Annotated in this window: 8 protein-coding genes and 5 tRNA genes; 2 read left to right on the top strand and 11 right to left on the bottom strand. The window is 44.3% G+C overall.

Features of this window, described 5'->3' with window-relative positions; translation table 11 throughout:
- Window positions 1-158 precede the first annotated feature (158 nt).
- The 8 genes from B3F51_RS11410 to B3F51_RS11375 all read right to left on the bottom strand — a co-directional run bounded on the left by B3F51_RS11410 (window position 159) and on the right by B3F51_RS11375 (window position 4,120).
- Window positions 159-232, bottom strand: a tRNA-Cys gene (locus B3F51_RS11410).
- A 9-nt stretch (window positions 233-241) separates the two neighbouring features.
- Window positions 242-316, bottom strand: a tRNA-Gly gene (locus B3F51_RS11405).
- Window positions 317-325: 9 nt separating this feature from the next.
- A tRNA-Phe gene (locus B3F51_RS11400) sits at window positions 326-401 on the bottom strand.
- A gap of 422 nt (window positions 402-823) precedes the next feature.
- Window positions 824-900, bottom strand: a tRNA-Asp gene (locus B3F51_RS11395).
- A gap of 13 nt (window positions 901-913) precedes the next feature.
- A tRNA-Val gene (locus B3F51_RS11390) sits at window positions 914-989 on the bottom strand.
- 74 nt (window positions 990-1,063) lie between these two features.
- Window positions 1,064-1,807 (bottom strand): class I SAM-dependent DNA methyltransferase, encoded by a 744-nt coding sequence (locus B3F51_RS11385; RefSeq protein ID WP_070370187.1) that lies wholly within the window; start codon window positions 1,805-1,807, stop codon window positions 1,064-1,066.
- 15 nt (window positions 1,808-1,822) lie between these two features.
- Window positions 1,823-2,980 (bottom strand): M20 metallopeptidase family protein, encoded by a 1,158-nt coding sequence (locus B3F51_RS11380; protein ID WP_228882205.1) that lies wholly within the window; start codon window positions 2,978-2,980, stop codon window positions 1,823-1,825.
- Between the two features lie 69 nt (window positions 2,981-3,049).
- Window positions 3,050-4,120 carry an FAD:protein FMN transferase gene (locus B3F51_RS11375; protein WP_148637552.1) on the bottom strand — a complete coding sequence of 357 codons (1,071 nt, stop codon included), beginning with the start codon at window positions 4,118-4,120 and terminating at the stop codon, window positions 3,050-3,052.
- Between the two features lie 142 nt (window positions 4,121-4,262).
- Between B3F51_RS11375 and B3F51_RS11370 the strand changes: the two genes are divergently transcribed.
- Window positions 4,263-4,607, top strand: coding sequence for a NusG domain II-containing protein (locus tag B3F51_RS11370; RefSeq protein ID WP_286947175.1), 345 nt, complete (start codon window positions 4,263-4,265; stop codon window positions 4,605-4,607).
- Complete coding sequence (locus B3F51_RS11365; protein ID WP_070370184.1) at window positions 4,607-5,143, top strand: Gx transporter family protein; 537 nt, start codon at window positions 4,607-4,609, stop codon at window positions 5,141-5,143. The genes B3F51_RS11370 and B3F51_RS11365 overlap by 1 nt, the downstream gene beginning before the upstream one ends.
- 161 nt (window positions 5,144-5,304) lie before the next feature.
- Here the strand turns inward: B3F51_RS11365 and B3F51_RS11360 are convergent, their stop codons facing one another.
- The 3 genes from B3F51_RS11360 to B3F51_RS11350 all read right to left on the bottom strand — a co-directional run bounded on the left by B3F51_RS11360 (window position 5,305) and on the right by B3F51_RS11350 (window position 12,292).
- On the bottom strand, window positions 5,305-7,056 hold the full coding sequence (locus tag B3F51_RS11360; protein ID WP_286947173.1) for an ATP-binding protein: 1,752 nt from the start codon (window positions 7,054-7,056) through the stop codon (window positions 5,305-5,307).
- Window positions 7,057-7,065: 9 nt separating this feature from the next.
- Window positions 7,066-7,761 carry a winged helix-turn-helix domain-containing protein gene (locus B3F51_RS11355; RefSeq protein WP_276495648.1) on the bottom strand — a complete coding sequence of 232 codons (696 nt, stop codon included), beginning with the start codon at window positions 7,759-7,761 and terminating at the stop codon, window positions 7,066-7,068.
- Between the two features lie 295 nt (window positions 7,762-8,056).
- Window positions 8,057-12,292, bottom strand: coding sequence for a 2-hydroxyacyl-CoA dehydratase (locus B3F51_RS11350; RefSeq protein WP_286947170.1), 4,236 nt, complete (start codon window positions 12,290-12,292; stop codon window positions 8,057-8,059).
- Between the last annotated feature and the right edge of the window lie 5 nt (window positions 12,293-12,297).

Below are 12,297 nucleotides of genomic sequence, written 5' to 3'. Positions count from 1 at the left end.
CTGTTTCTATTTAGCCGCATTCACCCTCGCAGATGTTTTGGCTGTTTTACAGGTTTTATGGTACTATTCTCTTTTCTATGACCGTTGCTCCCACTTAAGAAGCTTTTAAATTATACCGTCGTTACTTTTAAATGTCAAGCTATTTTTTTGTTTTTTTTTGGAGGCGCCACCCAGATTTGAACTGGGGGTGAGGGTGTTGCAGACCCGTGCCTTACCACTTGGCTATGGCGCCTGATCAAAATGGAGCGGAAGACGGGATTTGAACCCGCGACCCTCGCCTTGGCAAGGCGATGCTCTACCACTGAGCCACTTCCGCTAATCATGGTGGTGCCCAGAGGCGGAATCGAACCACCGACACGGGGATTTTCAGTCCCCTGCTCTACCGACTGAGCTATCTGGGCGTGTAATAAAAAAGGCTTGTTCGTCTTCAATCGTTTCGGCAACACATTTGTCTGCCTAACTAAGTGATTCACACAAAAATGTCCACTCATTACATTCGTGCATTTTTGGTTCTCTACTTATACCGACTGAGCTATCTGGGCAAATAATTAAGATAGGTTGTTTGTTTTCATTTGTGTTAAACGTTTAAAGTTCGACGCATAACATTGCCACGCCGTGGTTAATTACCCAATAATTGGAGAACTCCATTAACCTTGGGGCAGCAGTGAATTGCTATTCGCTTTTTATTGGATCGTATTTTAATTGAAAACTCTTCTCATCCTAGTCGGATGAGTTTTCAATCAAAATGCGTAAGTATTACCACTGTCGTCTCGCTTGTGCTCAACTTCTGGCCAATTTCTGAAAGAAATTGGGATAATACTTATGGCGACCTGGAAGAGACTCGAACTCTCGACCTCCAGCGTGACAGGCTGGCATTCTAACCAACTGAACTACCAGGCCGCATGTATAAAAATGGTGGTCGCAACAGGGCTCGAACCTGTGACCCCCTGCTTGTAAGGCAGGTGCTCTCCCAGCTGAGCTATGCGACCATCAGTTGAGATACAAGCGTTATTATACGGCAGTAAAAACTAATTGTCAACCATTTTTATCGTTTTTTTTAATTTTATCTTTTTTCGGCAATCACCTGAATCCGTTCACCTTCATTGCTGCCTTGCATAAAGGTTCCAAAATCATAATACTTCATATTTTTAAAACCAATGTTGACCAGACAGCGATGAATATCTTCAATGGTATAGAAATACTGTATCTGGGTCTCCTCATGACGATTATAGGTGCCATTCTTATTCTTTTCAAAAAATGTCAGATTGAAATGCATTGCATTTTCGTCAAAATGTGGTTCGTTTTCCCAAACGCAAAAAATATCATCCAAATCATAGACATAGGTATTATCCATAATGGTTTTTTTGTATTTTGTCACTGTATTGACATCAAAAAGCAAAATCCCTTCATTTTCCAGACATTCATAACTACTTAGAAAAAAGCTCTGTAAGGCTGCCAGATCGGGTAAATAATTAACACTATCACAGCAGGAAATAACTGCATCGAATGTTTGATTGATTTGAAAGTTGCTCATATCACCTAAATAGAACTGAATATTTTTGAGCCCCATGCGGTCTGCTTTTTCGTCTGCCACAGTCAGCATCGCTTCGGATAAATCGACTGCTGTCATATTGATCCCTGCCTGGGCCAAATTGCAGGTGATATTTCCGGTGCCACAGCCAAATTCCATAACATTTTTTATTTCACGTTTGCTGTTTAAAAATAACCGCTGAATATAATCGGACCATTTTGTATAATCAATTTCTTTCATCAGTTCATCATAAACCTGTGCAAATTCTTCGTACATTTTTGTTCTCCTGTGTTAGTATTTTTTTGAGTAGTTGATCATTTGTAGTGATGTGTCAAGGCCCCTTAGTAAGACCTGCTCGTCAAAATTGAAGTCTGCTGTATGCAGATTTTTGTTAAATCCTTTTTCTTCGTTGCCAGTTCCTAAGCCGATGTATAAACCCGGCACTTCTTTCTGAAAAAACGAAAAATCCTCAGATAACATGACTTTTCGAAATCGAACTCGGTTTTCCTGGGGGATCTGCTCTTTAAAAATCTCATAAAGCCGTTCATCGTTAATCACTGGCGGGTACATTTCGACAAACTCCAGCTCAATATGACAGCCGTGGGTCAGTTCAACCCCTTTGACAACTTCCTCGATCCGTCGATGGAGCTTCTGATGGCTTTTTTCACTAAATGAACGGATCGTCCCGCCCAGCTTAACCTGATCGGCCACAACATTTACCCGGGTTCCCCCATTGAGTAAGCCAATTGAGATCACCACACTTTCCATGGGATTGGTGTTGCGACTGACGATACTCTGTAAACAGGTAATTAATGACGCACTGGCAACAATGGCATCCATTGACCGTTGTGGTTCCGCAGCATGACCACTGAGCCCATGCACAGTGATAAAAAACTCACTGTTTTGACCCATCATCGGCCCGGCTTTTGTTGCCAGTTTACCTTCTTCAATAAAGGGAAACAGATGATAACCAAAAATGGCTTTAACCGGATATTTGTTAAAGATCCCGGCATCAATCATCGGTTTTGCTCCCCCGGGCCCTTCTTCGCCGGGCTGAAAAATAAGCAGTACACTTCTTTTTCGTTGCTCGGGAAAATCAGCCAAATATTTTGCCAGCAACAGATTCATCGTCATATGTCCGTCATGTCCGCAGGCATGCATCCATCCGGGATGCCTCGAAATGTATTCGTGATTGGCTTCTTCCCGAATGCAAAGGGCATCCATATCGGCTCGAAAGGCAATCGCATCGTCATCGCATTGTCCGTTAATATATAATACAAGACCCGTTTCACAGACTTTCTCCGGCTGGTATCCCAGGTCTGTCAGATAGTTGATCAAATACTCCTGAGTTTTCGGTAAATCAAAACCCTCTTCGGGGATCCGATGGAGATCCCGCCGCAGTTTACTTGCTTCATCTTGATAAATTTTTAATTGCTCACTAACTTCCATTCTTGCCCTTCTTTTTTCATTCATTACTACGCCTACCGCCATCGCACTCCTGTCAAACTCACAAAATGGTCAGCGGAAAGTGATGGTGTAGGTATCGCCATAATTCGCTTGATCAAACACAAAGCTGTCTTTTAAACCACTGGTAACCACAATCCTATTTTCACTGGTGATAAAAATCGCCTCCACATCCGGCAGTGCTTCAACTTTCTTCAGCCCTTCATCCAAGCCCAATAAAAACAGCGTTGTCGATAGGCTATCCGCATCGATGGAGGCATTCGTAACCACAGTGACCTGAATCAGCCCCGAGTTGGCGGGATAGCCGGTAAAGGGATCAAGAATATGATGGTACTTGTTTCCGGCCGCATCCACAAAATAGCGCTGATAATCCCCCGAAGTCACGACCGATCCATCCTTGATGGATAATACTCCCAAATATCCATTTCCTGGATTTCTGGGATCTTCAACACCAACCCCGAAATCGCTGTTATCAGCTTTTCCTCCCATCACCAGCACATTCCCACCGAGATTAACAATCGCATGCTTCACCCCTTCAGATTTAAGAACCGCCATCACCTCATCGGCAATATAACCTTTGGCGATCGCCCCTAGATTCACTGCCATCCCCGCTTCGGTTAAATAAACTGACTGATCATCTGGACTTAAGATTATCTTCTTATAATCGGTTTTGGCTTTCGCGGCGTCAATTGCCTCTTGAGTCGGGGCTTCTTTGGTTTCTGGTGAGTGAATCCCCCAGAGATCAACCAGCGGACCGATGGTCACATCAAAATATCCACCGGAATTTTTAGAGTATTCCAGACTCTTTTCAATGATGCGGTAAGTATCCTCGGACACAGTAACAGGCTTGATACCGGCATTCTCTTTAATCAGTCCCAGATCACTGCCAGTTTCAAAGGCAGTGAGACTGCTGTTTAATGCTTCAATTCGTTCAAATGGCTGATCAAGCAATTGTTCATCCGACTCCCCATAAAGGGTGATACTAACAAAGGTATCCAGCAAAAAATCACTCCGGGACACTGTTTTTCCCTGATCGCAGCCCGTTAAACCTCCGACCAGAAGTAAAAAAACAATCCCTGTTGCAGTAATTTTCCATCCCCAATTTTTTCTGCTGATTTGCTTCATCTATCACACCCGTTCCTTTAACAAATAAATGTATTATACCAAAGACTCTGAAAAAAAGCATAAAAAAATGGTAAAGTCTTTACCATCCGGTTTTTTTCAGATAAAATAAGAGCGTTCTCAATTAAAAATTAACGAGGTTTCCATGAAGAAAAACGAAATCATCATCATTATCGGCTTGCTTGCTGTCAGTTTAATCGGCATTGCCGCTTTTTATTTAATCAATAAAACCGATTCTCCACTTTCGGTTCGAGTCACCCGTCAGGGCGAGGTTATTGGCATTTTTCCCCTTTCTGAAGATCGCACCGAAATCTTTACTGATGCAACCGGTTTTAATACACTTGAAATTTCTGACGGCACTGCCAAAATGGTGGAGGCCGACTGTCCCGACCATATTTGTGTCAAAACCTATCCTATTTCCAGCCCCGGGGAAACCATTGTCTGTCTGCCACACAAACTGGTTGTGGAAGTCATCACTGGTGACTCCTGATGACTTCAAAAGCCTACCGACTGGTTATTCTCAGTCTTTATGTGGCCATGGCTCTGATTCTTAGTTATATTGAAAGCTTGATTCCTCTGCCACTGCCGATTCCCGGAGCCAAAATCGGCCTGCCCAATATTATTACCCTGGTCTCGCTGTTGACTCTGGGTTGGCCGCTAACCCTGCTGGTAGTGATCGCCCGGATTTTTTTATCGGGTTTCCTCTTTGGCGGCGGCTTTTCGATTGTCTACAGTCTGGGCGGCGGCCTCTTAAGTCTGCTGGTCATGAGCTTGCTTTTGCACTTTTTTAAAGACAAAATTTCAATTATCCTGGTCAGTGTTTTCGGGGCCATTTCACACAATCTCGGTCAGGTCATCGTGGCCGCCATTGTTGTGCAAACGACCAGTCTCCTGCTTTATTTTCTATTCCTGATGGTACTGGCCATTCCCACCGGGATTTTTATTGGTGTCACCGCCCGGGAGCTGATGCGTCTGCTTGGCAAAACCACCATCTTCTCAAAACTGAACCTGCCTCAAAAAAAATAGCCGGTCGAATCTGACCGGCTGTTTTAATAAGCAATAAAGCAGTACCGACAATTGTTATATCATGTTGTACGCATCGGAGCGGACACGGCAGCGCCTGTCCGATTCCGCAGCGAACAACAGATTAACAATTGATCGGTACGGGTGTTTAACGGCAACCATTGTTAATCTTTATATTTCGGCAAGCTAATCTTAAATTCAGTTCCTTCGCCTACCTGACTCGACACAGCAATCGTACCACGATTGTTGTGAACGATGTGTTTAACAATGGCCAGTCCCAGACCGGTGCCGCCCTTCTCCTTGGAGCGACTCTTATCCACCCGGTAAAACCGCTCAAAAATCCGGTCTACATCCTTTTCGGGTATCCCATAACCATAATCCCGAACCTGAATAATAATATGCTCTTCTTGCTCCGCTATGGTGACCTCCACCCGGTTACCCGGCTCTGAATATTTGATGGCATTATCGATCAGATTGATCATCATCTGTCGGAATTCATCAGCGACGAACTCCAATTCAATCGATTCGTCACCGTTTAATATCAAAGTCATGGCTTTTTCTTCGGCACACAACTTTAAAATATCAAAAATCTGCTTAATTTCCATCTCGACATGCAGCAGCTCGAAACTTCTTTCAAATCCACCTTTGTTTTCCAGATGCGATAAAACCAGAATATCGCTGACCAGGCGGCTGAGTCGATCACTCTCTTCATAAATAATCGAATAAAAGCGCTCCAGCGTTTTCGGATCAGTGATATGATTGACTTGAATGGTTTCGATAAAACCTTTGATGGTGGTAATCGGGGTTTTAAGCTCATGTGACACATTGGCAACAAAATCACGGCGCATTTTTTCGAGATTTTTCAACAGGGTGATATCTTCAAAAATAATAATATGACCGTTGATGTTATTATTTTCTTCGATATGGTTGATATAAACCCGTAAAATCTGATTTGAATGAATCCGCGATTCAAAGCTTAATTTTTCGCTGGGATCGTTCTCCAGATAATTCATCAGTTCCAAAATAAAAGACTCACGATAAACTTCCAGTATATTATGTCCAATCACGTGTTCGTTTCTGGGAATTCGCAATACCTTCCGAGCCGCTTCGTTTAAATGGACAATGTGGTTCTTTTTATCAATTGCAATGACACCATGATTCATGTTGGACAAGATCGCCGTAAGCTCGGCATTCTTCTGGTTCATCTCCGTGAAAGAGTTGTTCAATTGGATTGACATCTGATTGAGCGATTCCACCAGCTCTCCGATCTGATCTTCCCGAATCATCGTCAGTTGCTGTCCATACTTGCCTGAGGCAATTTCTCTGGCAAAAACTGAGGCTTCTTCCAGTGGTTTCATTTCCCTGTTGATGAAGTAATTTATCAGCAGGGTCGTTGCCATGATTGTGGTTAGGATCACAAAAATAATATTGTTGATCATTTCAAACATGGCATCATCCATGGCATTTACCGGCATCGATATCCGCAGCACCGCCTTTACTGCTTGATCATTGTCAAAATAAGGGGTCGCCACATAGATCATTTCATCCTTGATGGTATTGGAAAAACGCACCTCAGTTGTTTGCTGCCCATCCATTGCGCCGTGAATTTCCGGTCGATTTTTATGGTTTTCCAGGTCGCCCAAGCCCTGAACCGATTCGTAGATGACATCCCCCTGAGTATTGATGATCGTCATTCTCACACTCGTACTTTGAGCAAAATTATCCAAACTTTCTTTGTTTCCCGTTTCCAGGAAATCTGGCAGCAGGTAATTCATAATATAGTTGCTGCTCTTTTTGATGTTATTCTCAGTGTCGGCATAATAACTTTGACGATAACTGATGGTCGTAAACAAGCCACAGATTGTGATGCTGACAATGATAATGACAGTCAGTGAAATAGACAGACGTTTCTTCATTGTAGACTCCTATTTTTCAATAAAGCGATAGCCAACCCCCCGGACGGTTTCGATATATTTTTTGCCATCTTCAGATTGTTCCTCAATTTTTTTTCTTAAATAGCGGATATGGACATCCACGGTTCGGGTTTCTCCGTAATAGTCAAAACCCCAGATCTGATCCAGCAGCTGATCCCGGGTCAAGACCTGACCCCGGTGTTTGGCCAAAAAAACCAACAGTTCATATTCCTTAAGGGTTAAGGCCAGTTTCTCCCCATTTTGATAAACTTCAAACGCCTTGGGATCGATTTGAAGATCCCCTACCACAATGGCTTCATCCTCCTTGGATAAAAGAATCTCCGTCCGTCTTAAAACCGCCTTAACCCGGGCACATAGTTCTTTGACCCCAAAAGGCTTGGTAATATAGTCATCGGCGCCAATTTCAAGCCCCAGTACTTTATCGAATTCCTCACTTTTTGCTGTCAGCATAATAATCGGAATGTAGGAAATAACGTTATTGGCACGAATCTCCCGGCAAATGCTGATGCCGTCTTTTCCCGGCAACATCAGATCCAGAATGATCAGATCCGGCAATACTTCCAATATCTTTGCAATGGCTTCGCCGCCATCCTGAACGCCGTCGACTTCAAACCCATGCGTTTCCAGGTTAAATTTAATCAGTTCATATATATTTAATTCATCTTCGATTATCAGTATTTTTTTCATCATGACTCCTTCATTTTTTGTGTAATGAAATTATAACACATCCGCAAATTCTGTTCTGTAAATTTTTGATTAAATTGTAAACTATTACATAATTCTGAAAACGTTATAGAAAAAATAATGATTGTATTCTTTGTTCCTTCTTCATATAATGAATTTATCATATATAATCCTTTATCGCTAAATGAATTACTCCCCTTTTTCATTTAGAAAAACGAGCTGTTTCTTCTGAAGCGGTTCTTTTTTTTTTGCAAAAAATTAAGACTGGCCATCAAGCCAGTCTTTCTCTTTTTTAGTGCTAACTCTTCCGATCCAGATTCCGCTTGGCCGTTTCCATCATCAGTTTGATGCGGTTCAGTTGATTGACTTCGCTGGCACCGGGATCGTAGTCGATCGGGGCAATGTTTGCCAGTGGGTATCTTTGACGGATCGGTTTGATCATTCCTTTTCCCATGACATGATTGGGCAAACAGGCAAAGGGCTGGACACAGACAATGTTTTCGACCCCATCATCAATCAGCTCCATCATCTCCGCCGTCAAAAACCAGCCCTCTCCACCCTGATTCCCCAGGGAAATCAGTTCCTGGGCTTTTTTTGCTTTCTTCTCAATGGTTGAGGGAACATGAAAGTGGGTGCTTGCTTCCAGCGCACTTTTCATATTTTTTCGGGAATACTCCAGCAACTGAATAATCAGTTTGGCACTCTTCATCGATTTCCTTTTACCGGATAATTCTTCATATTTAAAGACCTGGTTGTAACAACAGTAGAGGAAAAAGTCCATCAGGTCTGGCATCACCACCTCGGCCCCTTCGGCTTCCAGCACGGCCTGAAGGTTATTGTTGGCGGTAGGATGGTATTTCACCAGAATTTCACCGACAATGGCCACCTTGGGCAATTTTTTGTCGCTTCGGGGCAGGGCATCAAATTCATTGACAATCGCCCGGACGTTTTCTTTGAAATCCCGGAGATTTCCGTTTTTCATGCCTGCTTTTATTTTTTTGCGCCAATGCTGGTACAATTCTTCGGTTGATCCCGGATGGAGCTCATAGGGCCTGGTGCCACTGACAACCCGTTGCAGCAAGTCACCGTAAACAATCCCAACTAATAGCCGAGTCAGCAGCGGCAGACTGAGTTTAAATCCGGGATTCTTTTCCAGACCAATAGCACTCAGTGAAATAACCGGAATTTGCGACATCCCGGCTGATTCCAGGGCTTTTCTGATAAATGCCACATAGTTGGAGGCCCGGCAGGGTCCCCCGGTCTGAGTCATTAATATCGACACATTATTAAGATCGTATTTTCCCGATTTCAGGGCGGCCATAATCTGGCCGGTGGTAATAATGGTGGGATAGCAGGCATCGTTATTAACATAGGTTAAGCCTTCATCAATGGCGGCATTGTCCACACTGGGCATGACTTCAATATGATAGCCATATTTTTCCATCGCCTCTTCCAGAAAATCAAAGTGAATTGGCGACATCTGCGGTGCCAGCAGGGTATGTTTCTTTTTCATCGCTTTGGTAAAGACCACCCGCTGTTTCATTGGGGTTGGTGCCACCACAATATTATTTTTCTCCCGTTCAATCATCGCCGCTTTGAGTGATCGCATCCGAATCCGGATGGCCCCCAGATTATTGACCTCATCAATCTTAATCAGAGTATAAATATTACCATGACTTTCCAGGATTTCCTGGGTTTGCTCCGAGGTCACCGCATCCAGTCCGCAGCCAAAGGAGGTCAGTTGCACCAGCTCCAGAAAATCATGCTGGTTGACGACCTCGGCCGCCTTATATAAGCGGCTGTGGTATTTCCACTGATCCAGTACCCGGAAACGCTCATCCGCTTTGGGATGATAGAGGTGGGCAATGGCATCTTCGGTAAGTACCGCCATGTCCAGGCCGGTAATGATATGATCCAGACCATGATTGACCTCCGGATCGATATGATAAGGTCGACCCGCCAAAACAATACCTTTTTGCCCGGTTTCTTTTAAATAGGCAATGGTCTCTTCCCCTTTTTTCTCCATGTCCCGACGGAAGGCTTCCTTCTCAGCAATGGCCGCCTTCATGGCAACGGCAATTTCCTGCTGATTGATACCATAGTCGCCAAAAATTTCAGCCAGCCGTTCTTCCAGGCGCCGATCATTGTCAAAGGGCAAAAACGGATTCAAGAAGGTAATGCCAGCTTTCTGAACATCATCCTGATTATGTTTGATGGTTTCCGGATAGGACATGACAATCGGGCAATTGTACCAGTTATCAACATCTTCAAATTCTTTTTCCTCATAGGGGATACAGGGGTAAAAAATTAGGCTAATGCCCTGATCCAACAGCGCTTGAATATGGCCATGGGCCAGTTTGGCCGGATAACAGACCGACTCCGAGGGAATACTCTCCATGCCTTTTTCGTAAATCTTGCGATTGGATTCCGGCGATAAGACCACTCGATAGCCCAGATGGGTAAAAAAGGTATGCCAGAAGGGATAATTTTCATAGAGATTTAATACCCGGGGGATCCCGATACTGCCTCGGGGTGCTCTCTCTTCAGGCAACGAGGGGTAATTAAAGATCCGCTGATACTTGTATTGATAGAGATTGGGCAGGTCAGCATTCTTTTTAACATTCCCTTCGCCAATCTCACATCGGTTTCCGGTAATATGACGACTGCCGTCGTTAAAGCGGTTAATCGTCAGCAGACAATTGTTACTGCAGCCGCCGCAACGTTTGTGGCCGACTTCCACAGCAAAATCGTCCAGCGCTTCCAAATCCAGAAGATTACTGCGTTCCCCGGCGACATAATTCTCGCGGGCAATCAAAGCCGCACCAAAGGCGCCCATCAGACCCGCGATATCCGGACGGATGACCTCTTTTTCGGTGATCTTTTCAAAAGTCCGCAGCACCGCCTGATTATTAAAGGTCCCCCCCTGAACAATGATATGTTCACCCAATTCTTTGGGGTTATGAATTTTTATCACCTTCTGCAAAGCATTCTTGATCACCGAATAAGACAGCCCGGCTGAGATGTCTCCGACTTCAGCCCCTTCTTTCTGGGACTGCTTGACCTTGGAATTCATAAAAACAGTACAGCGGGTGCCCAGATCCACCGGGTTTTCTGCCATCAAGGCAGCATCCACAAAGGCCTGCATGTCAAGATCCAGAGATTTGGCAAAGGTTTCTAAAAATGAACCACAGCCCGATGAGCAAGCTTCATTCAGAATAATACTGTCAATGGTACCATTTTTAATCTTCATGCACTTCATATCCTGACCACCGATGTCGAGAATAAAATCAACCTCGGGACAAAAATATTTGGCTCCCTTATAGTGGGCAATGGTTTCAATTTCGCCGATATCGATTTTTAAGGCTTTTTTGATCAGACTTTCACCATAACCGGTCACTGTCGACTTGCCGATATAGACATCAGCTGGCAGTAAGCCGTAGATTTGTTTGATAATTTTGATCGACTGGGCCAGCGGACTGCCCTCATTGCCACCATAGTAACTGTACAAAAGAGCGCCGTCACCATTAATGACAACCGCCTTGGTAGTGGTGGAACCCACATCGATTCCTAAAAAACAGCAACCCGAATGATCTTGCAAATTTTTTTTGGCAACCTGGTTGTGATCATGTCGTTCTTTGAACTGCTGCAATTCTTCCCGTGACCGAAACAGCGGCGCCAGCCGACCGACTTCATTTTCTGATACGGCATCAAGATTTTCCACTGCTTCAACCAGATCAGAAAAATTCATTGGCGCTTCTTTTTCTGCCGAATAAGCCGCCCCCATGGCAACAAAGAGATTGGATTTTTCCGGAAAAATAATCTGCTCCTCAGTCAGTTTCAGGGTTTTTATAAAGCGCTGTCGCAGTTCCGAGAGAAAATAGAGTGGCCCCCCTAAAAAAGCCACATTCCCACGAATCGGATGACCACAGGCCAGGCCGCTGATTGTTTGATTGACCACCGCCTGAAAAATAGAGGCGGCAATATCGGCTTTCTCTGCCCCTTCATTGATCAGCGGCTGGATATCGGTTTTCGAAAAAACCCCACAGCGGGAGGCAATCGGATAAATCATGGTGTGGGTTTTGGATAATTCGTTGAGTCCTTCAGCGTCGGTTTTTAAAAGCGTTGCCATCTGATCGACAAAGGCACCGGTGCCCCCGGCACAGGTACCATTCATCCGCTGTTCAATGGTACCGGAAAAAAAAGTGATCTTGGCATCTTCACCACCCAGCTCAATGGCCACGTCAGTTTTGGGAATAATCCGTTCCACCGCCAGCGTACTGGCGACTACTTCCTGAACAAAGGGAATACCCAGCCATTGCGAGATCATCAGCCCGCCGGAACCGGTGACACAAACCCGGGTCTGTAAATCGCCCAGTTTTTGATATGTTTCTTTTAAGAGATTGATGATGGTGACCTTGATGTTTGACAAATGACGCCGGTATTCTTCAAAGATGATTTCGTTTTTTGTGTCAATCACCACCACCTTAATGGTAGTGGAGCCGATGTCGATGCCCATTTTATAATTGCTTTTCATTTTAT

This window comes from Acetobacterium sp. UBA5834 (assembly GCF_002435675.1).
Lineage (GTDB): Bacteria > Bacillota > Clostridia > Eubacteriales > Eubacteriaceae > Acetobacterium > Acetobacterium wieringae.
The sequence above is the reverse complement of the archived record's forward strand: the minus strand, read 5'-3'. Positions and strand labels throughout refer to the sequence as shown.

Excerpts from the sequence above, each read along its gene's own strand:
- B3F51_RS11350 (WP_286947170.1), bottom strand. The coding sequence starts at position 12,292 with ATGAAAAGCAATTATAAAATGGGCATCGACATCGGCTCCACTACCATT.
- B3F51_RS11370 (WP_286947175.1), top strand. The coding sequence starts at position 4,263 with ATGAAGAAAAACGAAATCATCATCATTATCGGCTTGCTTGCTGTCAGT.
- B3F51_RS11365 (WP_070370184.1), top strand. The coding sequence starts at position 4,607 with ATGACTTCAAAAGCCTACCGACTGGTTATTCTCAGTCTTTATGTGGCC.
- B3F51_RS11360 (WP_286947173.1), bottom strand. The coding sequence starts at position 7,056 with ATGAAGAAACGTCTGTCTATTTCACTGACTGTCATTATCATTGTCAGC.
- B3F51_RS11385 (WP_070370187.1), bottom strand. The coding sequence starts at position 1,807 with ATGTACGAAGAATTTGCACAGGTTTATGATGAACTGATGAAAGAAATT.
- B3F51_RS11380 (WP_228882205.1), bottom strand. The coding sequence starts at position 2,980 with ATGGAAGTTAGTGAGCAATTAAAAATTTATCAAGATGAAGCAAGTAAA.
- B3F51_RS11375 (WP_148637552.1), bottom strand. The coding sequence starts at position 4,120 with ATGAAGCAAATCAGCAGAAAAAATTGGGGATGGAAAATTACTGCAACA.
- B3F51_RS11355 (WP_276495648.1), bottom strand. The coding sequence starts at position 7,761 with ATGAAAAAAATACTGATAATCGAAGATGAATTAAATATATATGAACTG.